20 protein-coding genes are annotated in these 24,134 nt (G+C 45.2%); 5 read left to right on the forward strand and 15 right to left on the reverse strand.

Translation table 11 applies throughout. The features are described 5' to 3' along the window. Positions 1-71: 71 nt before the first annotated feature. Positions 72-971, reverse strand: a complete 900-nt coding sequence (locus LT679_RS13090; RefSeq protein WP_232178043.1) for an ATP-grasp domain-containing protein — start codon at positions 969-971, stop codon at positions 72-74. Positions 972-1,295: 324 nt separating this feature from the next. Between LT679_RS13090 and LT679_RS13095 the strand changes: the two genes are divergently transcribed. Further along, positions 1,296-2,669, forward strand: a complete 1,374-nt coding sequence (locus tag LT679_RS13095; protein ID WP_232178044.1) for a S41 family peptidase — start codon at positions 1,296-1,298, stop codon at positions 2,667-2,669. A 19-nt stretch (positions 2,670-2,688) separates the two neighbouring features. On the opposite strand, the gene LT679_RS13100 is transcribed toward LT679_RS13095, so the two are convergent. The 4 genes from LT679_RS13100 to LT679_RS13115 form a co-directional block, all read right to left on the reverse strand. Further along, complete coding sequence (locus tag LT679_RS13100) at positions 2,689-3,873, reverse strand: trans-sulfuration enzyme family protein (protein WP_232178045.1); 1,185 nt, start codon at positions 3,871-3,873, stop codon at positions 2,689-2,691. 25 nt (positions 3,874-3,898) lie between these two features. Further along, a complete protein-coding gene (locus LT679_RS13105; protein WP_232178046.1) occupies positions 3,899-5,218 on the reverse strand; it encodes an APC family permease in 1,320 nt (439 codons plus the stop codon). Positions 5,219-5,336: 118 nt separating this feature from the next. Continuing rightward, complete coding sequence (locus LT679_RS13110) at positions 5,337-6,353, reverse strand: phosphotransferase enzyme family protein (RefSeq protein ID WP_232178047.1); 1,017 nt, start codon at positions 6,351-6,353, stop codon at positions 5,337-5,339. A gap of 46 nt (positions 6,354-6,399) precedes the next feature. Further along, positions 6,400-8,628, reverse strand: coding sequence for a putative Ig domain-containing protein (locus LT679_RS13115; protein WP_232178048.1), 2,229 nt, complete (start codon positions 8,626-8,628; stop codon positions 6,400-6,402). A gap of 81 nt (positions 8,629-8,709) precedes the next feature. On the opposite strand from LT679_RS13115, the gene LT679_RS13120 reads away from it, so the two are divergent. Then, positions 8,710-9,168 carry a hypothetical protein gene (locus tag LT679_RS13120; RefSeq protein WP_232178049.1) on the forward strand — a complete coding sequence of 153 codons (459 nt, stop codon included), beginning with the start codon at positions 8,710-8,712 and terminating at the stop codon, positions 9,166-9,168. Here the strand turns inward: LT679_RS13120 and LT679_RS13125 are convergent. The 9 genes from LT679_RS13125 to LT679_RS13165 all read right to left on the reverse strand — a co-directional run bounded on the left by LT679_RS13125 (position 9,165) and on the right by LT679_RS13165 (position 20,391). Then, positions 9,165-10,472 carry a UDP-N-acetylmuramoyl-tripeptide--D-alanyl-D-alanine ligase gene (locus tag LT679_RS13125; protein ID WP_232178050.1) on the reverse strand — a complete coding sequence of 436 codons (1,308 nt, stop codon included), beginning with the start codon at positions 10,470-10,472 and terminating at the stop codon, positions 9,165-9,167. The two genes, LT679_RS13120 and LT679_RS13125, sit on opposite strands and share 4 nt — an antisense overlap. Positions 10,473-10,490: 18 nt before the next feature. Continuing rightward, positions 10,491-10,820 (reverse strand): type II toxin-antitoxin system PemK/MazF family toxin, encoded by a 330-nt coding sequence (locus LT679_RS13130; protein ID WP_232178051.1) that lies wholly within the window; start codon positions 10,818-10,820, stop codon positions 10,491-10,493. Beyond that, positions 10,805-11,023 (reverse strand): hypothetical protein, encoded by a 219-nt coding sequence (locus LT679_RS13135; RefSeq protein WP_232178052.1) that lies wholly within the window; start codon positions 11,021-11,023, stop codon positions 10,805-10,807. The genes LT679_RS13130 and LT679_RS13135 overlap by 16 nt, the downstream gene beginning before the upstream one ends. A 146-nt stretch (positions 11,024-11,169) precedes the next feature. Further along, positions 11,170-13,980: a DNA polymerase I gene (polA, locus tag LT679_RS13140; protein ID WP_232178053.1), complete on the reverse strand. Its 2,811-nt coding sequence runs from the start codon at positions 13,978-13,980 to the stop codon at positions 11,170-11,172. A 148-nt stretch (positions 13,981-14,128) separates the two neighbouring features. Next, positions 14,129-14,686 (reverse strand): DNA-3-methyladenine glycosylase I, encoded by a 558-nt coding sequence (locus LT679_RS13145; RefSeq protein WP_232178054.1) that lies wholly within the window; start codon positions 14,684-14,686, stop codon positions 14,129-14,131. Positions 14,687-14,744: 58 nt separating this feature from the next. After that, entirely contained in the window at positions 14,745-15,107 is a 363-nt protein-coding gene (locus tag LT679_RS13150) for a VOC family protein (RefSeq protein ID WP_232178055.1), read from the reverse strand. A 21-nt stretch (positions 15,108-15,128) separates the two neighbouring features. Beyond that, on the reverse strand, positions 15,129-16,250 hold the full coding sequence (locus LT679_RS13155) for a glycosyltransferase (protein ID WP_232178056.1): 1,122 nt from the start codon (positions 16,248-16,250) through the stop codon (positions 15,129-15,131). Continuing rightward, positions 16,243-17,226 carry a hypothetical protein gene (locus LT679_RS13160; protein ID WP_232178057.1) on the reverse strand — a complete coding sequence of 328 codons (984 nt, stop codon included), beginning with the start codon at positions 17,224-17,226 and terminating at the stop codon, positions 16,243-16,245. Before LT679_RS13160 ends, LT679_RS13155 begins: the two co-directional genes overlap by 8 nt. 219 nt (positions 17,227-17,445) lie before the next feature. Next, positions 17,446-20,391 carry a TonB-dependent receptor gene (locus tag LT679_RS13165; RefSeq protein ID WP_232178058.1) on the reverse strand — a complete coding sequence of 982 codons (2,946 nt, stop codon included), beginning with the start codon at positions 20,389-20,391 and terminating at the stop codon, positions 17,446-17,448. Positions 20,392-20,681: 290 nt separating this feature from the next. Between LT679_RS13165 and lepB the strand changes: the two genes are divergently transcribed. Then, positions 20,682-21,779 carry a signal peptidase I gene (lepB, locus tag LT679_RS13170; RefSeq protein WP_232178059.1) on the forward strand — a complete coding sequence of 366 codons (1,098 nt, stop codon included), beginning with the start codon at positions 20,682-20,684 and terminating at the stop codon, positions 21,777-21,779. Between the two features lie 60 nt (positions 21,780-21,839). Here the strand turns inward: lepB and xth are convergent, their stop codons facing one another. Continuing rightward, entirely contained in the window at positions 21,840-22,616 is a 777-nt protein-coding gene (xth, locus tag LT679_RS13175) for an exodeoxyribonuclease III (protein ID WP_232178060.1), read from the reverse strand. A 73-nt stretch (positions 22,617-22,689) separates the two neighbouring features. Here xth and LT679_RS13180 point away from each other — a divergent pair, with 73 nt between their 5' ends. Continuing rightward, a complete protein-coding gene (locus tag LT679_RS13180; protein ID WP_232178061.1) occupies positions 22,690-23,178 on the forward strand; it encodes a DUF6438 domain-containing protein in 489 nt (162 codons plus the stop codon). A gap of 82 nt (positions 23,179-23,260) precedes the next feature. Continuing rightward, positions 23,261-24,134: dienelactone hydrolase family protein (locus LT679_RS13185; RefSeq protein ID WP_232178062.1), on the forward strand; the 874-nt coding region annotated here is incomplete at its 3' end.

A 24,134-nucleotide genomic window follows, 5' to 3' on the forward strand; every position in this document is an offset into this window, starting at 1 on the left:
ATAAATATTAAAGCCCTTTCACTTTAAAGTGAAAGGGCTTTTTCGTAGGGTTAACTAACATGTGGCAGGCGTCACGAAGCTGAACCCAACTGGCGTAGTAAGCCCCTAAAATAAAATCTCAAACTGCCGCCAAAGCGTGGATTAATCTCAAATATTTTAGGTTGGCCGTTCACCTCTTTATAATCAATGCAGCACAGGCCTTCAAAACCTATCAAGTTTAAAACCTGCGTAAATGCCGCCTGATGCCTGTTGGCAATACGGTTTCGCGAGTTTGACGTGGTTTTTCCTTGCAGATAGGCAGCCTCGGCGTAACGGTGGCACACGGTCACATTGGCTATAATTTTACCGTTTTTAAACACAATGTGCGACGCAAATTCCTTTTTACCTTGTATCAGTTCCTGCGTAAAATAATCCGGGTCATCCAATAGACTCTTGTGGGTATCCTCATCCTGCTTACTGGTGATGATATAAGCATTCTTACTAAAATCACCCGCATTCTTTTTCAGGATGTAAGGATAATTGTCTCGCTGCGCCGGCACTAAACAACCCAATCCGCATTCCCTTAGTTTTTCTATCAGCAAATCCTTTCTGTCGCATATCATTATAGCGTCTGCCGACGGAATGGGTATAACATCGCTTTTAATTACGTTTCTGGAAGCATTACAACGCGTTACGTCATCAACAGTCATAGGTACTACCAAGTCGTATAAGCCGAAATCTGTTACGTTGCTAAATTCTTCAAAATTCAGGCTTAAGGGCAGTGTTTTAAACGGACGCGCGGTTAAGGCATTCCTATGATCGCCTTTTTTGGTAAGCAGTATGGCGTATTGATTATATTTTTTCTGTGGAAACAAAAGCCTGTCATACACACGGTAAACGAGGTCAATAGTTCGGGCTTTAATACGTTGGTAAGTGCGTTTTTGAATAATACGCGGATACAGATAATCCAGGGTAAGTTTATCCTTAAGCATTGATAAATAAAATGTTTGCAGTTGTTTGCCGTTGGTTCACAATCTTTTAATAAAAACGGCTCATAAATATGCAAACACTACTTACCGGTGCAGGCTGATGCTTGCCAGCAAGAAGTTTCATTAATTAGGGCCAGATAGTTTGAAACAAATGTAACGTTTTTGATACGAATTAAATTCGCGTAGGTGTGATATAATCAGAGCTAATGGTTTTGAGCTTGTGATTGTTGGCATTTTTTAATTTGATCAGCTGATTGTTTATAATAGAAATAAGTTGATAAAACGTTTTTCTATTGTGTTATATTTATAGACCCATAACTTATAAATATGAAAACATCTTTCAAAAATAAATTAGCAATAGTATTTGCTTTAATATCGTTAGTTTCAAAGCAGGAAGTCCAAGCCCAAACAGTTAATGAAGGCGACCGACACGAGATCGTAACTAAGCTGGCCGATAAGTTGGTAGATGTTTACCCTTTCCCAGAGATCAGCGCTAAATACAGCGAGGCATTAAAAAAGGCAGAAGCCGCAGGCCGCTACAATAATTTGAGTGAGGACGAGCTGGCATCGCGACTGACTGATGACCTGAACAAAGCCCATAAGGACGTGCATCTGCGAGTTATGCGCAACGAACAGGTTTATAAAAGCATGACCGAGCCGCAAGCCGGTGGCGGTAATCACCGTGAGGATGATTCGGAACGCCGTGCTAACTACGGGTTTAAAAAGGTGGAAATAGATGGAGCTACATCAACGGCGTATATTGACGCGCCGGGTCCGTTCTATGGTTCAAAGGAAGCGTTTGAGATGGCCGCCGCGGCTATGAATATGGCCTCTTACAGTAAATATATCATCATCGACATAAGGCATAATCCGGGTGGTACCGGACAGATGGGGCGTTTTCTGTCTTCGTATTTTTATAATGCTGGCCACGAACAGTTTTACCTGAACGGTTTTTATAAAGACCGTAAGCAGGATGAGCAGGAGTGGACCTACGCTTACGTGCCCGGCAGGCGTAATCCTGATGCAAAGGTTTACCTGTTGGTAGGCAGAGGTACCGGATCAGCATCTGAAGGATTTGCGTATGCTATGCAGAAGTTAAATCGTGCAACCATAGTAGGTGATACTACCGCCGGGGCCGGTATAGCCGGCACTTACGTCGCGCTAAAAAATAACCTGATTGTTTTCACCCCGTTCAAAATGGTAGTGGGGCCCGGCACTAATGTAGGCTGGGAAGGCACAGGCGTAATCCCTGATGTTAATACCGGTAAGGCCGACGCGCTGTTGGCCACCCGCAAGCTGATACTGGAAGATATTGTTAAAACTGACAAGGATAGCATAACCCGCGAAGCTGCGCAATGGGTGATTGATAACGGCAATATGGCTGCTAACAAACCCGTGAATATTAAAAGCAAGTATAATGAGCTGATAGGTAAATATCCTAATAACGTATCCATAGAATCTGCCAAAAATGGCTTGGTTTATAAATACCGCGTGCCAGGTAAGCCGGTTGAAAGCTTTACATTACAGGAAGTTAAACCCGATGTGTTAGTGATAAACGGATTGAACGCCAACATTGCGCCTAACAGTTCGCGGTTGTATGTTAACCGTAATGCTGCCGGTAAAGTGGAAAGCTTTACCCGTAAAACCATGATGGCCAATGGTACAATCTATGTAGCGCCTCAACAATTTAAAAAGCAATAATTTAATATTTAGGCGAGTATCAGCTGTAAACAGCGTCGGCTGATTTTACTTTTTCGAGCGCCTGCTCCAAGTCGTTGATCAAATATTGCGGATCTTCAAGCCCGATATATACGCGAATATATTGATGCCTTGGGTTTTTGGCGTCGTACTTTTCTGGTGGTATGGATGCTATAGCAGGTAACACCAAGCTCTCGTGACCGCCCCATGATACGGCAATCAGCATATGTTGCAGGCTGTTGCAAAATGTCTCAATTTTTGCATAAGTAGAGTTTTTAAGTGCTATGCTGAACAAGCCGCCGCAACCCTGCATTTGCTGGTGCGCCAGTTGAGTTTGTGTAAAGGATGGGCCAAAGGGCCAAAGCACAGCCTCAACGGCGTCGTGGCCGGCAAGCCATTTGGTTATTATCTGGGTGCTGTTAAAACTGCTTTGCAGGCGTAATTGCAAAGTACGTAGTCCCCGAAGCAATAACCATGCACTGTGTGGCGAAAGGGCGGGGCCAAGGTTCATAAACTCATGCTCAAATATTTGCCTGATAAGCTCACGGCTGCCGGTTAATACCCCCGCCATAACATCAGAGTGGCCGCTGATATATTTGGTTGCTGACTGCGCTACCAAGTCGATCCCCAGTTTAGCCGGTTGCTGAAAAAGCGGTGTGCAATAGCTATTATCAATTACAGTGATTATACCCTTCGCCTTGGCTAATTCGGCTATGGCTTTTAAATCCTGCAACTCATATGTAAAGGTATTGGGGCTTTCCAGGTATATAACACGCGTTTCGAGCTTTAAGGCTTGCTCAAAATCACTAACCAAGGTTCCGGTTACAAAGGTTGTAGTTACGCCAAATTTAGGCAGCAGCTGTTTAAATAACTTATCTGTCCAGCTGTATGGGTTCTCCACGCATATTACATGGTCGCCTTGTTTAACCAGCGCTATCACGGCAGTGCTGATAGCCGCTATACCGCTCGAGAAAAGCAGTGCATCCTCGGCGCCGTCAAGCGCGGCCAGTTTCTTACGCAGTATGTTCAATGTAGGGTTTTGCCCGCGTGAGTACAGCGTAGCATCAAACTCGTTGCCCATGGCGCCGCGCATATCGGCAACGGTATTGAACGCGAAATTGCTGGTTTGCATTATCGGCGGCGAAACTGCGTTATAATATTGTTCGCGTTCTTCGCCAAGCTCATTCAGAATATAAGAAAGATCCATAGTAATTTAATTGTGTGCCGATAGTTTAGGTTATACGTTGTTTACTGCGTTTGCTGATATAGTATATGAGCAGGCCGAGTGCAAATATACCCATGCATACGGCTGCCGCCGCAGGATGTTTCATGAATATAAATAACGTAACCAGCCAATAGGTAATTATAAATATCACCGGAATAACCGGGTAAAGTTTTGCATGATAAATCCAGGCCAATTTAAGGTGCCTGGTGCGTTTGCGTAGTATAAAAACAGATAACGCCGCCGTTGATAACCCTACCGTATCAAAAAACATTACATAGCTGATCACACTACGAAAAGAATCGACAAAAAGCAATACGCATAATACCACAAGCACAAAAAAAGTTAGGCCAAACTCCTGTACCTGCGTTAACGGATTAACCTTTTTAAATGCCGCAGGTAGTATGCCGTCCTCAGCCATCGCGTAATAAATTCGCGGGTTCGACATGATGTTTACATTGATAAACGTAAGTACCGACACAAACATCAGTACCGACATGATTTTATATCCGAGTGCGCCGAATTGGTAGCCGGCTAACGCTGCCGCGAGGGCCGGGGTTCGCTGCATTTCGGCAATGCCCAGCACGCGATAATAGGCTACGTTGATAAGCATATACAGAGCTATTACAACGAGCATGCCGGTTACTATAGCCTTAGGTATGTTTACTTTGGCGTTGATGCTGTCGCCACCAAAATTGATGGTTTGCTGATAGCCGCCATAGGAGAAAAAAACGGCAACAAGGCTTATGCCCACGTCGGCCCAGGTGTTGTAATCGCCGGAGTAAATAACGGCCTGCTCATGGCTATCCGCACGAAATATAGCACTGCAAATAACCAGAACAATAGCTATTTTAAGCAAATTGAGCAGGTTTTGGGTGTTGGCGCTCATTTTTATGCCCCGCATATTAACAATGTAAAGCACCAGTACAGATGCTATTGCCATAATTTTTACCCAGAAGGTATTGTGCAGATGGGCGGGCATAACCAAGGGCACAACATACTCGGCACCTATCAGGGTAACCGCCGCTACAGAAGCAGCATTGCTTATCACCAAAATCCAGTTGATCATGAACGCCACTGCGGGGTGGAAGCTGTATGAAAACGCCTTGTAAAAACCGCCGGTAACCGGGTAACGCGCGCCTATCTCAGCAAAGGTTAATGCACCGCACAGGCTTATAAAGCCGCCGAACAGCCACACACCGAAATACAGGTAAGGGTTGGTTAAATTTTTTGAAACCTCCATCGGCGTGGCAAATATGCCCATGCCAACTACCAGGCTGATCACTATCATTGACAGATCAAAGCGGCTGAGTTTTGGAAGTATGCTCATAAAAACCAATTAATCAAAATACGTTAAGCGGGGGGCATCAAGATAGGATTTCGGTTGATTAATTACAATCTAAAATGCGTTTTACTCTATAAGTGTTTAAATGCTTTTTGTACGGATACTAACTAAGCGCGGCGTCGAAGCCGAAATGTCGCTCTGCCCATAGTTTTAAAATCCTGATCCGTTCGCGCAGAAAGCGGTCGTTAAAAAAGGTATTCGACCAATCATCAAAATGCTCAAATTGGAAACGCAGGTAAAACACCCAGAATGCAAAGCCTAAATATGGAACGGCTGTTAATTCCTCATCAGTAAAGGGCCGCACCTCACGATAGGCATCAATGAATAACTGAAAATCGGTATCGCCCCTTTCCCTGGTGATCTTGTTAAGGGTTGTTTCCATAAAGTAGTGTATGTAAAACGACGCGATATCGTTAGCCAGCATGCCCCACCCACAAAAATCAAAATCAAAAAACGTTAACGTTTCGGCATCTTCAAAGTGGAAGTTCTTGGGCAAAAAATCATAATGGCAGTAACCATAGCTGAATTTTGATTTGTCGAAGCCGTTAATCTTTTCAGCTACGTAACCAGATACTTCTTTAAGAAAGTTATATTCTTCAGGCAGATTTTTAAAAGCCGGGGCTACTACTTCAACCGGCTGCAATAGCATAGTATCAACCGTAAACTCGTGCCGCGGATGTTGCAATTTTGTTCTGCTGCTGATGTTGTGGAAATGTGCCATTGCGTGGCCTAAAGTGCGCAAATGAGCAGGAGATAGATCATACACCAGTTCGCCTTTAGCAAAGCTGAACAGTACGCCATAGCGAGTGCCTTCAGCAGCGTTAAACGGTTGTAGCTGGTCTCCGTTTATGTCCGTCAGCGGATAAGCTACCTTAAGCCCATCGGCGTTTAAAATATTGAGCAGTTCAACTTCCGCCAGTATTTCCGCCTTTTTGCGATGCGCATCACGATATATTTTAAAGATGTATTTAGCGGTTTGGTTTTCCAATAAATAAGTGTCGCTTACGTTGCGTATCAGCAAGCGGCAGGTGGTGGCGGTTAACCCGTAGTTTTGCTGGAGTGTAATATTTAGGGCGGCGGCAGATAAGGTGGAGTATTGGGTAGGATAAACAGGCATCATGCACAAATATAGCTTTTGTGCACGATGCCTGTTGTAATTGAATTGATTAGCCTTTCACGCGGATCATCATTACCCCATGTGGTGCAAGTTTGTACGTCAGGCCTGCAGTAGCTTTACCCAAATCCTTTTGGCGCCAAACATCGCGCACCTGCGCTGATGGGCTCAGTCCGATCTCGGATGGTTTTACACTGATGGTACGGTATTTTTTACTCAGGTTAAAAAAGCCAACTGCTTTGCTGCCATCGGCCAGTTCTTTAACATACACCTCGTAATCATCCTTAGCCAAAACACGGCGGGCCTGTTTGCCCAGCACATCCTGGTTAACGGCAATCACCTCATCATTGGTGAGCAGGTTGAGGGTGAAGTCGTCCATCTGGCTTATGTCGCAGCCAATAAGCAAGGGAGAAGCAAGCAGGCTCCACAGGCTGATGTGGGTATATTGCTCATCAGGTGTTAACCGGGTGTTGCGTAAGTTGCCGCTCCAGCCCACCTTGCCTACAATTAGCATATCCGGATCATTCCAGCGGCCGGGCTTAGCATATTCAGATATTTTATACTGACGAAAGCCGATTTCATGTAAACTTTCCCAGGTGTCGGTGATATCGCCGGTGGTACGCCAGCTATTGGCATCAACCTCCGGTCCCCATTTCCAAACGTCCTTCATGCCATACTGGCAAAGGCTGTAATAAATATCACGAGGCTGCGCGCGCAAGGCCTTTTGCATCACGCGGTATGGTTTCATAAAGGTTTCGAGCGAGGTATCATTACCGGCTACTTCGCTGTACGAGCACCAATCGTGTTTCAGATAATCAACGCCCCATTTATTATAAGTTTCGGCATCCTGCAACTCATGGCCGAGCGAGCCCAGGTATCCGCCGCAGGTAAGCCTCCCCGGCGATGAGTAAATGCCGAATTTTAAACCATGACTATGCAGCCAGTCGCCCAAGGCTTTCATATCCGGAAATTTTTCGTTGGTAACAATAGTACCATCGGCAGCGCGGGCGGGCGCCTCCCAGGCATCGTCCACGTTAATGTAGGTCCAGCCATGGTCAATCAAACCTTTATCGATCAATGCCTGTGCCGAGCTTTTTACCTTGTCGGCCGTTACTGACAGGCCCCAGCAGTTCCAGCTGTTCCAGCCCATAGCGGGTGTGAGAGCCAGCAGATCGCCAACCTTAATAGTAAGGGTACGGCTGGCGGTGCCTAATGAGTTTTTAACACTGATCTTTACCGGGTAATCGCCGGCTTTTGCTACTGACCCGGTGATGATACCGGTAGCAGCATCCAGCTTTAAACCTTCGGGCAGCTGCGCGGCCGAATAGCTTAACGGCTTTTTACCTGTTGCGGCTATCTTATAAATCAACGGAGAATTTGGCCTTACCCCGGTTGCCTGTGCGCCGTTTATGCGAGGCGTAGCAGGCGCTTTGGGGGTTAATATGTAGGGTGGCTGCTCAGTAGCGGTAATGCTTTTGCCAGTTTTTTGCTCTGTAAATTTGTAGGTAAGGGTAATGCCGGGTTTACCTGCAATTTCAACAGGAATATCAACATAATCTTTTGGTGATTCGCTTTTAGGTGCAAAGCCAACGCCCTGTTCCTTTGAGTATAAGTTTTTCCCGGTCTCTTCGTCCTTTGCGGTGATGGTAAAGAGGCCTTTGATGCCTTCCTTATTTTTATTGATCAGCTTTATGCTTTTTTTTACCTTCCCATCAATAAATGTAAAGCTGTTGTTTGTGTTGATGGCAATGTTGTCGATATAATCCAACATGGCGAGATATGGAGCGCCATTACCTAAGCCGCCGTCGCCATCACCGTCATATACCTTTATGGCGATGATGTTCTCCTTATCCCAGTTTACGGTAATATCTTTTAAGGCAAGGCGATATACCCGTTCTTTAAAATAAGCGGTTGAGTAGCCGCCCTGTTCTTCAGGGAAGCGACCGGTTTGGCCGACCTTTTTACCGTTGAAAAATACCTCGTCGCAATCGTCAATGTATGCCAGGTTAAGCAGCAATGAATCTTTGAGCGCTGATTGGGTTTTTAATGAAGATGGAATATTTACGTGAATACGATACCAGGCATAACCATTGTAATCAACACCCTGTTTCTCCCAAAAGGATGTGGTTTTTAAGGTTTGCCAGCCTGAATCGTTAAAACCCGGATTGCTCCAGGCGGCCTGGTTGCCCTTGCTGAATTTGGCTTGCGGCATTTCTACACGCTGAGCCTTAGCCGTGTAGGCACATGCCGCTACACAGGTCATAATTAATAGTTTACGCATTGGTTGTGGTTTAGAAGTGTCTAAACTACATTTTAAGATCTATAAATACAAATCAATCGTAATGCTACATTTACAAATATTATGAAACGGCCTGCAATACTTATTTTATGTGTTTTTTTGTTTGGATGCACTTCCCAAAAGCAAATAATATTTCCTCCTCCTGTGCTTTCAATGACCGAATTGACAGACTTTTGCGATCTGCCTAATCATAAAAACGAAGAAGTTTATGTTCGAGGGGTTTACAGTGGAGTGGATGAGTATTGGTGGGTTACTTCATTCACATCAAAATGCAATCAAAAAATTCCGAATACGGATTTAGATATACCTAATAAAATCTATTTGGGGTTAGATCAAAAATTACGATCCAAATTGGAAAACGTACATGAATATTATTGGAATCGATATGCCATAATAGATATGATAGGTACTTATGATGACAGTAACCCAAATGGTTATGGACACTTAGGTCAGAACAAAGCACGTTTTATAGTTAAACGTATTATTGATATACAAGTGGTTTTAAAGAAGAAACAGCCTTAAAACAAAGCCACCAGCCGCTCCAATGCCATACCGCGCGATCCTTTTATCAGGATGGTAGCATTGGAAATAGGATGAGCCTGCAAAGCAGCAATAGCATCCTCGGCAGTTTGAAAGTATTGCCCTGCATGTGATGCCCTGGCAGTGTAAAACTCCTTGCCAATAAAAATACGTTCGTGCACGTTCGCCGCTTCAGCCTTTTCAATAATAGCTAAATGCTCGGCGGGGGCATCGTCGCCCATTTCAAACATATCACCCAATATGAGCACCTTTTTTTCGGCAGCTATTTTATCTACATTCTCAATGGCCACCGCCATGCTGCTGGGGTTGGCATTGTAATAATCGCAGATAAGGGTGTTTGTAGCCGTTTGCACAATTTGCGAACGGTTGTTTTTAGGCTGATAACCTTCCAAACCTTTGTTGATCTCGGTTGGATTGAGCCCTAAATAAGTGCCAATGCAAATAGCTGCCAATATGTTATCGAGGTTATAAACTCCTGTTAGGTTCGATCTGACCTGATGCGTTTTTGATGAGCCTTTCTCGTGCCACTCTAATACCAGGTGTGGAGAGTTCTCTATTAGTTTACCGGTTATCAGGCTATCATCGCCCTGTGTACCGTAAAACAATTGCTTTTTAAAGGTTCGCTTAGCTGCCATTTGCTGCAAGGTAGCATCATCAGCATTGATGAATACATTGGCACCATGCGTGGCCAGGTGATCGTACAGTTCGCCCTTGGCTATCTTAACACCCTCAACACCGCCGAAACCTTCCAGGTGTGCCTTGCCTACATTGGTTATCAGGCCATGTGTAGGTTGCGATATGGTGCAGAGCATTTCAATCTCCTTTTGGTGGTTAGCACCCATTTCTATCACAGCGGCCTCATGCTCGGCGGTAATGCTTAAAATGGTTAGTGGCACACCGATATGGTTATTCAGGTTACCCTGAGTGGCCAGCGTGTTAAAATGCTGTGACAGCACCGCATTGATCAGCTCTTTAGTAGTGGTTTTACCATTGGTGCCTGTTAAACCTACCACCGGAATATTCAATTGCTTACGGTGGTAGCGGGCCAGATCCTGCAAGGTATCCAGCACATCATCAACCAGTATATATTGTTCGCTAACGCGATAATGCGCATTGTCTATCACCGCGTAAGCCGCCCCGGCCTCAATGGCCTGCGCTGCAAAGGCATTGGCATCAAACTTATCGCCTTTCAGCGCGAAGAACAGGCTGCCGGGCACAATGCGGCGGGTATCGGTGCTGATAACCGGATGCTTGGTATATAACTGGTATAGATGATCGATGGTCATGGTTAGATAATGATATAATTAGCTGATAAGGCTGTTAATTATACTGACAACTTTATTGTAAGCAGATTGATTGAGCGTTCCCGCCTTTTTGAGAATTATATTTTTATCCGCAGTAAATATTCGTGATGGACGAACGTTTGAGGCCACGGGCAGCGAACCTGAAAGAAAACTGCTTGCATCAATAGGAACGGCGAATGAATCCCACGCTTGCTGACTGGTTATCTGGCAAAGAATAATATCATCTCCGGGAAGATCTGCAAGAACAAGGGCTGGTCTTCTCTTACTTCCGGAAAGATCAGAGAACGGGAATGGGATAACAACTACGTCGCCTTTTACAAATCCTGCCATGCTTCGTCTTCTTCTGCTGATAACCAATCTTTTGATAAAACATTCTCCGAAGCAAAATGCCCAACAGGTTTATCAAATGTCAATTCTTGCTGTTGTGTTTCTTCAACAGTAAAAGCAATAACTTCTACCTGCTTACCCACAAAGTTCTCGGGCAAACGGATAGATATATTTTGATTATCAGGCTTTAAAAGCGTCCTTATCATATATCAAATATACCAATTATCTAATTTAATAGCTGTTAAGTTATTATTCCCTTGTCATGCTGAGCTTGTCGAAGCACTAACAAACTATACCCTCCTCGCGCGCAAACCTTCGACAAGCTCAGGGTAACAGGCCCCCTCCAAATTCATCAATGCGCTTCCAGCCAGTTGGTGCCGCTGCCTATCTCTACAATAATAGGCACTTCGGTTTTTATGGCGTTCTTCATGTTCTCCATAATAATGGGCTTTACCAGCTCCACTTCGTGGTGAGGCACGTCAAACACCAACTCATCATGCACCTGCATGGTCATTTTGCCTTGCAGTTTTTGGGCTTTCAGCTCTCGGTGTATGTTGATCATGGCTATCTTGATCATATCCGCAGCCGAACCCTGTATAGGGGCGTTGATGGCATTTCGCTCCGCGAAACCACGTACCGTAGCATTGGCCGAATTAATATCGCGCAGGTAACGGCGGCGGCCCATCAGCGTGTTTACATAACCGTTCTCGCGCGCAAAGTTCATGGTATCGGCCATGTAGCGCTTAATACCGGGGAACTGGATAAAGTATTGCTCAATGATCTCAGCAGCCTCCTTACGTGGTATGCCCAGATTTTGCGATAACCCAAAGGCCGATTGCCCATAGATTATACCAAAGTTTACCGCCTTGGCATTACGGCGCTGGGTGCTGTTCACCTCTTCAACAGGTACGCCATAAACGTTGGCCGCGGTAGCGGTATGGATATCGATATTATTTAAAAAGGCCTGCATCATGTTCTCATCCTTGCTGATCTCGGCAATGATGCGCAGCTCAATCTGCGAGTAATCCGCAGAGATGATGGTATGCCCGCTATCGCGCGGAATAAATGCTTTACGCACCTCACGGCCACGCTCAGTACGGATAGGTATATTTTGAAGGTTAGGGTTTTGAGAGCTTAAACGCCCTGTTGCCGCTACCGCCTGGTTGTATGAGGTATGCACACGCCCTGTTTTAGGGTTGATCATTTGCGGCAATGCATCTACATAGGTTGATTTTAGCTTGAGCAACTGCCTGAAATCCAATATATCTTTAACTATATCACTTTTTGTAGCCAAAGCCAGTAGTACATCCTCACCGGTTTGGTATTGGCCGGTTTTGGTCTTTTTGGCTTTCGGGTCGAGCTGTAATTTTTCAAAAAGCACTTCGCCCAGTTGTTTGGGTGATGATATGTTAAAGCGAACGCCGGCCTTCTCATAAACCACGGCTTCAAGCTTAGCGAGGTCGGTGGTTAAATCCTTTGAAAACTCCTTCAGCGTATCTTCATCAATTTTCACGCCCTCGCATTCCATATCAGCCAGCACATAGATCAGCGGGTGCTCAATCTCGTTGATCAGCTTTTCGGCTTCGGCCTGTTTAATTTTTGGCTCGAAAACCTGTTTAAGTTGCAGGGTGATATCAGCATCTTCGGCAGCGTAATCCTTTATTTTTTCTATCTCTACATCGCGCATGTTGCCTTGGTTTTTACCCTTTGGCCCGATGAGTGAAGTAATAGAAACCGGGGTATAGCCCAGGTAATTCTCTGCCAGGATGTCCATATTATGGCGGGTATCCGGGTCGAGCACGTAATGTGCCAGCATGGTATCAAACAGGCTGCCCTTAACCATAACATCATACCATTTAAGTATCATCACATCAAACTTGATGTTCTGGCCGGTTTTGCCGATGTTCTCGTTTTCGAGAACCTCTTTAAATTCGGATACCAGAGCCTTAGCATCCGCCTCTGTTGGCGGTACCGGAACATACCAGGCCTCGCCTGGTTTTACTGCGAACGAAAGGCCCACCAGCTCACAATGGTTGGCATCGGTGCCGGTGGTTTCGGTATCAAAGCAAATATCTTTTTGCTGTTTAAGCAGGGCGATCAGTTCCGCACGTTTTTCAAATGTATCGGCCAAATGATACTCATGCTCTGTATTACTTATATTTTTGGCGATGGCAGGTGTTTCAGGCTCCTTAATATCGGTAACATCAACGGTAAGGCTGGTGTAACCGCCATTCACCGGGTTGCCAAACAGATCGGTTTGTACCGATGCGGCTTTCAGCTCGGTTATGCTATATTCTTCGCCAAACACACGCTTACCAAGGGTGCGGAACTCCAGCTCAGCAAACAATGGCTCCAGCAGGTCGCGACTTGGAGCGCATATTTCCAGTCCTTCCTCGTCTAATTCAACCGGCGCGTTCAGCATAATGGTAGCCAGTTTTTTAGATAACAAACCCTGCTCAGCGTAGGTTTCTACATTTTCCTTCAGTTTGCCTTTGAGTTCATGACTATTGGCAATAATGTTTTCAACTGAACCGTATGTTTTTATAAGTGATTTAGCCGTTTTTTCACCCACCCCGGGGATACCCGGAATATTATCTACCGCATCCCCCCATAGGCCGAGTATATCTATCACCTGCTCTACACGTTCTATTTCCCATTTGGCCAGCACCTCTTTCACGCCCAATATCTCCATATCGTTACCCATACGCGCGGGTTTATAAATAAAGATGTTTTCGCTCACCAGCTGGGCAAAGTCTTTGTCTGGTGTCATGCAATACACCTGGTAGCCTTTTTGTTCAGCTTTTTTAGCGAGGGTGCCTATAATATCATCAGCTTCATACCCGTCCGACGTGATCACCGGGATATTAAAGCCCAATATTACTTTGATCACATAAGGCAGTGCCTTTGAAAGATCCTCGGGCATGGCTTCGCGGTGCGCCTTATAGGCTTCAAATTCAGTATGGCGTTCGGTGGGCGCGTCAGTATCAAATACTACGGCCATATGGGTTGGCTTTTCTTTACGCAATACATCAAGCAATGTGTTGGTAAAACCCATCACGGCCGATGTATTCATGCCGCCCGAAGTAAACCTCGGGTTTTTACTCAACGCGAAGTGGGCGCGGTAAATAAGCGCCATGCCATCCAATAAAAAAAGTTTTTTCATAAATATGATTTCACTGATTCAGGGTGATTTCACCGATCGGTTCAAAAGTACAATATTTTACTCACCCTATTATCGCGAGTCCAAACAGGACATGGATTTCACAGTGTATCCCCTGATCACTGACTACTAACCACTAATCACTAAACACCTACCTGAAATCGCAGCTCAACACATGATCATTCACCATGCCGGTGGCCTGCATAAAGGCGTAACAAATGGTGGTACCAAAAAATTTGAAGCCGCGCTTTTTCATATCCTTACTTATCGCGTCACTCTCAGGCGTACTTACCGGGATGCCGCCTTGCGGTGGCTTGTTGATGGCCTTGCCGCCAGGCATAAAACTGTACAGGTATTGATCAAACGAGCCGAACTCCTTTTGTATAGCCATAAATAGTTGGGCATTAGTAATAGCCGTGGTAATTTTTAAGCGGTTGCGGATAATGCCTTCATCGCTCAATAAACGGCTAACATCATCATCCGTAAATGCGGCGACCTTTTTTACATCAAAGTTGGCGAAGGCCTTGCGGTAGTTTTCGCGGCGGCGCAGTATGGTGATCCAGCTCAGGCCTGCCTGAGCAGATTCAAGCAGCAGGAACTCAAAAAATATCTTATCATCATGCACCTCTTTGCCCCACTCTTCATCGTGATATTTAATATACAGTTCATCAGTGCCGGGCCAGGCGCAACGGTGGGCTTGTTTGCTCATTGTACCAAAGGTTTGTGAGCAGTAAATATATTTATTTTGCTAATTAATTTAGCTTAAATTAATGAAAATTACCAAAGTGTATCAATACACCTGCCGGGTCTAACACCATACACTCCCGTCCCCATTGCTCGTGGCGAAGGGGTACCAGTTTTGTACCGGGATATTTGTTTTGCAAATCAAGGCTTTGCAGATGTTCAAACCATTCGGCGGCGCTTTTTACCTCGAAAAATATCATGGTGTTCTCCACCCATTCCTTGGCGTAATAATCCTGCAGGTAAAAGGCCAGGTCACCCAAACGTATCAACGACATTTTGGCGTCGATAATATGCTCCTCAAAACCCAGTTCGCGGTAAAACGCTTTTGATAGCTCAAAATTCTGAGCGCCTATAAAAGGCCTTATTGATACAGTTGCAGGTGCCATAGTTAAAGATAGTGTTTGTAGTTAGCGTACTAAACGCCCTTTCCAGGCGTATTTGCGGGTATTGCCCATCAATCCCACATAAACAAAGTACAATATATGTATTGGCGATAGTAAAATCAACAAGCCTACCAACGCAGGCCGTTTCCAGAATGAAGTAATGGGCAGCAGGAACACGGTTTCAAACACATACTTTAAAGCGAACTGCACACAAAACAGCTTGAAAAAGTATATATCATAAAAACCTAATAACGCGTTAGCAAGCAGCGATACGTTGAACAGCCAGATACACACAGCCATGGCCACTATCTTTTTATCCTTATACCGGGTTGATTTTGAGGCCCAGCGACGGCGCTGCTGTAAAAATTCCTCTAACGTTGGTTTGGCGTGGGTATAAACAATGGCCTCCTGATTTTTCAAAAAACCTATCCTGCCGGGATAAACCTCTGCCACCTTTTGCAGCAGCAATTCATCATCGCCCGAAGCCAGATCGTCAATACCTTTAAAGCCGCCTACCTCGTAAAATACATCTTTACGGTAGGCAAAATTAGCCCCGTTACAGGTTGATGCCCTGCCATTGCCAATGAATGCCGCGCCAATGCCGATCAGGTAGGAGAATTCCAGCGTCTGCAGCAGCTCGAACAAGGATTTTTCCTGAAAGTAGGTAACCGGCGACGAGATCATGACCGGGTTCTCCGTTTCATAGTATGATACTACCGACGACAGCCATTTGCTGCCCATGCGGCAATCGGCATCGGTGGCCACCATCAACTCACCGGTCGACATGGCGATGGCCTCAGCAATAGCGGCTTTTTTATAGGAATTCAATGCCTCGCCGGCACGCATCTGATACAGCTTCACACCCTGTTCCGCATAGCTACGGATGATGTCGGCCGTGCGGTCGGTTGAGTGGTCGTCAACAATAATTATCTCGGTAAGGTGTTTCGGGTAATCCTGTGCGAGTATATCTTCAATGGTAAGGTGGATGCCGGCCTCTTCGTTACGGGCGGCTATCAGTATCGTGACCTTTGTTTTAAATGTAGTAAGCGATAGTTTGGTGCGTTTAAGCATAGCCCAGCCTTTAATGAGGTAGATAAGCACACACAAGTAAATACCGGTGAGCAGCATGGAAATGATACTATGCATAACGGTCAAAGAATTTGAGTTTAAGTACAAAAAAGCAACCAATCACCGCAGGGATGATGAGGTTAATAAGCCATATTATAGATACACACGCAACCACGGCCAATTGTTCGTTTGTTACGTAAGCGAAAAGGCTGGTAGCCGTAAAACTGCGCACGCCAATATCAAAAATATCCAGCGATGGCAATGCCGACTGGATAATAAGAAAGGTAAACACCATCATTACGATAGTAAGCAAGCCCAACTGTGGTAACAGTAAGTGGATCAGTAGGTAATATTGCATGGTAAATACCATAAATCGCGCTACCGAATACCATAAAATGTTAAGCAGCTCATCCATATTATAACGGGCCATGATGTTAAAAAACCGCTCGTATTTTTTAATGAACTTTATCCTGCTTAGCAGGCTTACCATCCACTCAATATTAAAGTAGAATAATGTAAGCAAAAACAAAAAGAAAACCACAAGTACGCCAATGCACCAAAAAAATAATTCACCAATGTGCAGTTGTTCTTTATAAGTATAAATAAACCACAAGGTTCCGGTGAGGCCTAAAATATTGGTAATTAGGTTTTGCCCGAGGCTGCCAACCATCATGGCAAATAAGCCGTGTATGCGCTTACGATTAGGCAAAAACATAATGCGCCCGCCATATTCGCCAACCCGGTTTGGGGTGAAAATGGCCCAGGTTAATCCGCAAAATACGGATTCAAGGGCTTTCCATATGGATATATTAATGAGCTTGCGGCTTACGTACTGCCATTTAAGGGCCTCAAGCGTCCAGTTAAGCATCATCAGGATGGACACAGCCGTAAGCGTACCGATAACCTGGCCTTTTGTTAGGCTGGAAACCTTGATGCCAAATTCCTGCAGATCACTATTCTTGGTGAGGAATTTATGATAGATAAACCACGCGGCAAGCCCGAGGATAGCGGCTTTTATAAGCCACGAGAATAGTTTCTTTGCAAGTACGGTCAACAGGTAAAATTTGTCAAAACTACAAAAAAGAAAAGCAAGTGCCGGACGCTCGCTTTTGTATGCGTTAATACCATCTTAATATTTAAGCGCAGCAACATTACAATTGTTACTCCAAATTTGTTTTAAACGGTTGCCTGAGCTGTAGCTATAGCACGCAATATGACACAAAAAAGGCGATACTAAATAGTACCGCCTCGCTATTGGGTTAATTATTTTCGATTACAGATCGAGCCCGTCAAATGTTACCGCTATATAATATAGGCCGCCAATGGTTGGGCCTGCCGCGTATTGGTAATATTTGCGGTTAAATATATTGGAGCCCCCCAATTTAATAGTCGCTTTAGCCGTCGGCACTTTGTATGATACCTGCGCATCAAACGTGTTAATGGCCGGTACAATACCGTTAGCCAGCGGGCTCTCCCATAAAAATGAGTTTTGGTAACGGTAAACCACGTTAAAGCCTACGTTTTTCACCACCTCGCGGTTAGCTAATGATACGTTGGTTACCCATTTCGGTGTATTAAAGCCGGTCACAAAAATATCGGCGCTTTCGTTACCCTTAATGTTGTTGTAAGCCAGGTTACCGCTCACAGTGTAGCGCTTGTAAAAATTATAGGTTAACCCCAATGATGAACCGTAGTTTGTATAGGTGTTTTTAGCATTGGTGTATACGCGATAGCGGGTTTGCTGGGCATTGCGGTTTTCGGCAAGGGCGGCGATAACCGCCTGATCGCTGCCTACCTGTGCCTGGGTGGTCAGCGTTCCGCCGCCATCGGTAGCGTTTTGATATGGTACAGCAACCTCTACCTGGCCTAAAAAACCGGTGTATTTATTCAGGTAACCATCAATATCGAGCACCACTTTATTATCAAATAATAGCGCTTTATAACCCGCTTCGAATGAGTTGATCTGCTCGGGCTGGGTGGTGCCAAGGTCGGTTACCTTAAGTAGGTTGCGGTTATTTAACGCCGATTGGCTACGGGTAATTGTACCGTTGCTGTTAGCTACTTCGGTGTTCACAGCCGCGTTAAAATTGTTAATGGATGCCAGTGTGTACGAGTTATCCAGATAATTTAAACCCTTGTTGATGTAAGGCAGGCCGCCTATACGGCGCACATTGCCATTGTTAACAAACGATAATGCTTCGAACAATGCCGGGAAACGGAAACCATTTTGGTATGATACCCGAAAGTTGTGTTTTTCGGCAAGGGTATATACCGCCGCTATACGTGGGTTTAACTTTGGGTCGAACTCCTTATTGTAATCCAAACGCAGCGAACCGAATATTTTAAGGCGCTCCTCAAAAAATGTTTTGGTGATTTGCGCGAACGCTCCTACTTTGGTGTAGTGCACATTGTTGCCATAGCTGCCATCAGGTAAGGGCTGGTTACGCTCGGCAATCGGACGCGAAAAATCCACAAAGTTATTACCATCCGGAATGATGGAATACTCCCTGAAATCGGCGCCAACCAACAGGTTAAACCATTTTATTTTGTCGGTAAAATCATACTGTGCATCAGCATGGTAGGTGCGGCTTTTTTGTATTAGCGCCGCGCCACCAATTTTGGTCGTGGCGTTATAATCCCAGTTATTTACACCTCTTATGCGGCTTTTCAGGTCGGCAAATTCAGGCGTTCCCGGTATTACACGACCAGCATCGGCCGCGGTACGGGCAACAACCATGGCATCGGCAAGCGGGGTGTTGGCATCAAGTGCGGTTTGCAGGGCTGTTTTGAATTTGGCGCCCCACGCAGCGTTGGTTCCGCCGCTTACAATATCCAGGTTATCGGCCATCGGCTTTACATTGTACGAATCGCCCGAATTTTCAACCGACATATAGGTACGCACAAAGTAATCGGCTCCCTTAAGTTCCAGCTTATGATTTTGTACGACTACGTTGTCCAGCTGAATTTTGTTACCGCGCTGAAACACGCCGTCCATCTTGCCAAAACGATAACCGTAGGATAGCTCGGCGTTGCTGGCTACCTTGTAGTGCAATGATCCGTCAATTTTCAGGTTGTCTACAATCGGGCTCACAATGTCCCTTTCGTTATAACCTGTACGGCGAACGATGAAAGACTGACCGGCTTTGCCGTTATAGTTAATACCACTTACCGTTACCGCGTTGTTGCTTTCGTCGCCATACTTGTTCCAGCCGTCATAAGCCGGGTTGTTGGCAGCCAGTTCAGGGTAGTTGGGGTTTGCGGTTACCAGGTTGTTCGGGTTTTGATCACGACGTGTGTCTGACACCCAATCCGTACCTCTCAGGTAACTCACGTTTACCTTAAAGGCGAATTTGTTGTTGAACGCCTTGGCATACCTAACTGCGGTTTCGGTCAGATTGCTCAGATCGCGACCGGTGCCGCCTACATGGTTAATGCCGTTTTTAACATATACGCTTAACCCCTGATAGTAAAATGGGTTTTTGGTTTGCAGCGAAGCCATACCGTTAATAGCGTTCATTCCATATAGTGCTGATGCCGCGCCGGGAATTACCTCCAGACTGGCAATATCCAACTCCGTAGGGCCAATAGCATTACCCAGCGGTACGCCAAGGGTAGCGGCTTCCATATCAATACCATCAACCAGTTGCTTAAAGCGGAAATTGTTGGGGATGTTAAAACCGCGGGTGTTAGGCACCTTAAAGGTTAAGCTGGATGTGGTAAGCTGTACGCCCTTTACGTTCTCCAAGGCATCATAGAAACTTGGCGCAGGCGATTCTTTCAACGCCCTTACATCCAGCTTCTCGATAGCTACGGGCGATTTCAGGATGCTTTCTTCCACCCTTGAGGCGGATACTACCACCTCATTACCTAAGATGGATTGCGTGCTGAGCGATACATCCAGACTGGTGCCGGGTGAGTTAACCGCGAACTCCTGTGTTTTAAAGCCCACACTCGAGAACACCAGCGTAAACGGAAACTTCAATCTTCCGCGCAGCGAAAAACGACCTTGTGCGTTTGTGGTTGTGCCCGATACGGTGCCTTTTATGGTTACGCTTACACCTGGCAACGCTTCTTTGGTAATGTTGTCAGTTACTTTACCGGATATTTCAACCAGTTGGTTCTCCTGTGCCGCGGCATATTGCATGAGCGCGAAAAAGAGTGCAAAATTTATTAAGGCCGTTTTTAAAACGACGCTAAACGTCTTATCAGAAAGTTTCATTATTAGTATATGGTGGTTATAAGGATGTGATAGTGATTGTTAATTAACGCGAAAGGGAGCCGAGCATCAACAACAACACATACAGCTTTTAGATAAAGCTGTAACAGATTTTAAAGGTTGGTTTAAAAGTAAAACGTGTTTCATTATGTGGTTGTTACGTGATATTTGTGCAATGATAATAATAATTATAATAATATCTATAGATTTAGTAGATAATTATTAAATATTTGATTTATTGTAACATCCGGTATGTCAAATCATCTAAAAGCATATCATCATAAACGGATAATATGAAGCTAAACCCATTTTTGCGCAAGGAACAAACTCCTGCTAAAAAGAAAAGTAAAGCACGCGAATGGCTGGACGCCATTGTGTTTGCCCTGGTGGTATCAACCGTGGTGCGTGGCTTGCTATTTTCAGCCTACGCTATTCCTTCCGGCTCCATGGAAGGTACGGAGATGACGGGCGATTACCTGTTTGTAAGCAAGCTGAGCTACGGCGCGCGTATGCCGAACACGCCGCTTTCAATCCCGTTCCTGGAGTCGCACGTTACCTCGGCTGATATTAAAACCTATTGGGATGCCATTAAACTGCCTTACTTCCGCCTGCCGGGATTTTCAGAAGTAGAGCGCGGCGATGTTGTGGTGTTCAACTATCCGGGTGGTACGCCTAAAGATCCGGTTGATATGCGTGTGCATTATATTAAACGTTGTGTGGGCACACCAGGCGATGTATTAAGTATTGTTGATAGTAGGGTGATGGTGAACGGCAAGGAGTTAAAAAATGCGCCTAAAGCGCAAACTTCATGGCTGGTTAGCACCGATGGTAACGCTATTAACCCGGAGTTGTTACAAGATCTCAACGTAGAAGTCCGCGGCCAGTTGAGTGCTAACGACTATGTGATGATTATCCCGGCGGATAGCTTTAATGAACTGAAGGGGTTATCTAACATCAAATCCATCACCCCGGTTATTGAACCTAAAGGCGAGCAGGATTTGACCGTGTTTCCGCAAAGCGAATTGTTTAAGTGGAACCAGGATAACTACGGACCCATCACCGTACCCAAACGCGGCATGACCGTCCCGCTTAACGATTCAACCGCCGCATTATATGGCCGTAACATTACACTTTTTGAACATAACACGGTCAAGAAAGAGAATGGCAGCTATTTTATCAACAATAAAAAAGCCGATAGCTACACATTTAAGATGAACTATTATTGGATGATGGGTGACAATCGCCACAACTCCGAAGATTCGCGCTACTGGGGTTTTGTACCCGAGGATCACGTGGTAGGCAAAGCTGTACTTACTTTTATGAGTATTGACAGTACGAAAAACCTGTTTAATAAAGTACGCTGGAACCGTGTAATGCGCACTATCGAGTAGCCTTTTCCTGTTTATCATATACAAAAGCGAAAGCCCTTTATGATAAGGAGCTTTCGCTTTTTATTTATCTTTCAATTCAATCCAAACCGGGGCGTGGTCGCTGGTTTTTTCCCAGCCGCGCACCTGCTTATCAACACCGGCGGCGGCAAGCCTGTCCTCCACCTGCGCACTCAGCAAAAAATGGTCGATACGCAATCCGGCATTACGGCCATACGCGTTGCGGAAATAATCCCAAAAGGTATAGATCACCTCATCAGGGTATTGCTTGCGCAGGGCATCCGTCCAGCCCTGGTCAATCAGTTTTTTAAAGGCCGCCCGTGTTTCCGGCCTAAACAGGGCATCCTCAACCCAGCGTTCGGGTTTGTAAACATCCAGTTCGGTAGGCATCACATTATAATCGCCCGTTAATATTACTGGTTTTTTTGAGGCCAGCAATCCGGCGGCGTGCAAGGTAAAGCGCTCAAACCATTTTAATTTATAATCGAACTTTGGCCCAGGTGCCGGGTTGCCATTGGGCAGGTAAAGGCAGCCAATGGTCAATCCGTTTATTTCGGCCTCAATGTAGCGGCTATGAGTATCTTCAGGGTCGCCGGGCAAGCCGCGCGTGGTTTCGTTTATATCCAGCCCCTTTGCCAGGATGGCTACGCCGTTCCAGCTTTTTTGACCATGCCATATGGCATTGTAACCGGCATCGGAAATAGCCTGCTCCGGAAATTTCTCCTGCGGGGCTTTTAACTCCTGCAAGCATACCACATCGGGCGCGCTTTCGTCAAGCCAGCGCAACAGCACAGGCAGGCGTCCGTTAACACCGTTTACATTATAGGTTGCTATTTTCATAGAGGTTTATACAATCGCAAAGTAATTTAACGCTGATGATGATACATTGGTTTTAGATGTTCATATTTACTAAATGAAGCTACACCTTGCCCTTATCTTTCTTCTATTTTGCTCATGCAATAATAAAGCAGAGATCAATAAAATTGAACTTTCTACCGGATTCTGTTTGGGTGACTGTCAGCCTGTAACAATCAGTATTGATCGTACCTTAAAATATAACTTTTACGGTGATGGTAGCCCATTCTCAAACTCTAAGTATGATGACCGGTTATATGGTTACTACACCGGTACCATGACAAAATCATTATGGGATTCAATCACTAACGCGCTCGAAAAAATTAATTATAAAGAATTAGATACGTCCTATGAACACTCAATTGATGACCAAAGCTTAGAAATTTTCATTCATTATGGCAATAAAGTAAAACATATAAAAGCACAATCTGCCAGCTTGCCGAGAAACGTAGCAAAAGTGTTTTATTCAATTGAACGCAGTTACAAATATGTAAGCCTAAAAAGGGCTGATACCATTATAAAATTCGAACACACAAAACATTATTAATCTTTCTGTCATCAAAACTGTTACACTCAAATCAACAAGCTATTGCCTGCCAATAACTACATTTGAGTAAAACCTATTAAAAATGATCCACATCAACAAAGAGCATATTAAGCAGGAGGTATTTGACTTGTATGATGATTATGCCCACAACCGGCTGGACAGGCGCGCATTTATGCAGAAGCTGTCGCTGTACGCGGTGGGCGGCTTAACGGTATCATCGTTAATGAGTTTTTTGATGCCAGATTACCAAAACAACATCCAGGTAAAGGCCGATGACCCGCGATTAAAGTCGGAATACATCAATTATGCATCACCCAAAGGCGGCGGTACCATAAAGGGCCTGCTTTCAAAACCTGTGGACGCAAAAAAGAAACTGGGCGGTATTATTGTAGTGCACGAAAACCGCGGACTAAATCCTTACATTGAAGATGTAGCCCGCCGTGCCGCGCTGGCAGGCTTTGTGTCCCTGGCGCCGGATGCCCTTACCCCACTGGGTGGCTATCCGGGTAATGACGATGAAGGCCGCACCCTGCAAAGTAAGCGCGATAAAGGTGAAATGGAAGAGGATTTTATAGCGGCATATGAGCATCTTAAAAACCATAAGGATTGTAATGGCAAGGTGGGCGTGGTAGGCTTTTGCTTTGGCGGGGGTATTGCCAACATGATGGCTGTGCGCATCCCAACACTATCGGCAGCAGTGCCGTTTTATGGTTCCCAGCCTGATGTTGCCGATGTGCCCAAAATACAAGCGCCCTTGATGTTGCATTATGCCTCGTTAGATAAGCGGATTACCGACGGCTGGCCGGCATATGAAGCGGCTTTAAAGGCAAATCACAAAACATATCAGGCCTTTATTTATGAGAACGCAAATCATGGCTTTCATAATGATACCACACCGCGCTACGATAAAACCGCCGCTGAACTGGCCTGGAAGCGAACGATTGAATTCTTTAGTC

Source organism: Mucilaginibacter roseus (assembly GCF_021215455.1).
Classification (GTDB): domain Bacteria; phylum Bacteroidota; class Bacteroidia; order Sphingobacteriales; family Sphingobacteriaceae; genus Mucilaginibacter; species Mucilaginibacter roseus.

Coding starts and splice junctions, on each gene's coding strand:
- LT679_RS13100 (WP_232178045.1), bottom strand. CDS start 3,873: ATGGATCTTTCTTATATTCTGAATGAGCTTGGCGAAGAACGCGAACAA.
- LT679_RS13105 (WP_232178046.1), bottom strand. CDS start 5,218: ATGAGCATACTTCCAAAACTCAGCCGCTTTGATCTGTCAATGATAGTG.
- LT679_RS13155 (WP_232178056.1), bottom strand. CDS start 16,250: ATGCATAGTATCATTTCCATGCTGCTCACCGGTATTTACTTGTGTGTG.
- LT679_RS13095 (WP_232178044.1), top strand. CDS start 1,296: ATGAAAACATCTTTCAAAAATAAATTAGCAATAGTATTTGCTTTAATA.
- LT679_RS13120 (WP_232178049.1), top strand. CDS start 8,710: ATGAAACGGCCTGCAATACTTATTTTATGTGTTTTTTTGTTTGGATGC.
- LT679_RS13125 (WP_232178050.1), bottom strand. CDS start 10,472: ATGACCATCGATCATCTATACCAGTTATATACCAAGCATCCGGTTATC.
- xth (WP_232178060.1), bottom strand. CDS start 22,616: ATGAAAATAGCAACCTATAATGTAAACGGTGTTAACGGACGCCTGCCT.
- LT679_RS13130 (WP_232178051.1), bottom strand. CDS start 10,820: ATGGCAGGATTTGTAAAAGGCGACGTAGTTGTTATCCCATTCCCGTTC.
- LT679_RS13180 (WP_232178061.1), top strand. CDS start 22,690: ATGAAGCTACACCTTGCCCTTATCTTTCTTCTATTTTGCTCATGCAAT.
- lepB (WP_232178059.1), top strand. CDS start 20,682: ATGAAGCTAAACCCATTTTTGCGCAAGGAACAAACTCCTGCTAAAAAG.
- LT679_RS13145 (WP_232178054.1), bottom strand. CDS start 14,686: ATGAGCAAACAAGCCCACCGTTGCGCCTGGCCCGGCACTGATGAACTG.
- LT679_RS13090 (WP_232178043.1), bottom strand. CDS start 971: ATGCTTAAGGATAAACTTACCCTGGATTATCTGTATCCGCGTATTATT.
- LT679_RS13150 (WP_232178055.1), bottom strand. CDS start 15,107: ATGGCACCTGCAACTGTATCAATAAGGCCTTTTATAGGCGCTCAGAAT.
- LT679_RS13135 (WP_232178052.1), bottom strand. CDS start 11,023: ATGATAAGGACGCTTTTAAAGCCTGATAATCAAAATATATCTATCCGT.
- LT679_RS13165 (WP_232178058.1), bottom strand. CDS start 20,391: ATGAAACTTTCTGATAAGACGTTTAGCGTCGTTTTAAAAACGGCCTTA.
- LT679_RS13110 (WP_232178047.1), bottom strand. CDS start 6,353: ATGATGCCTGTTTATCCTACCCAATACTCCACCTTATCTGCCGCCGCC.
- polA (WP_232178053.1), bottom strand. CDS start 13,980: ATGAAAAAACTTTTTTTATTGGATGGCATGGCGCTTATTTACCGCGCC.
- LT679_RS13115 (WP_232178048.1), bottom strand. CDS start 8,628: ATGCGTAAACTATTAATTATGACCTGTGTAGCGGCATGTGCCTACACG.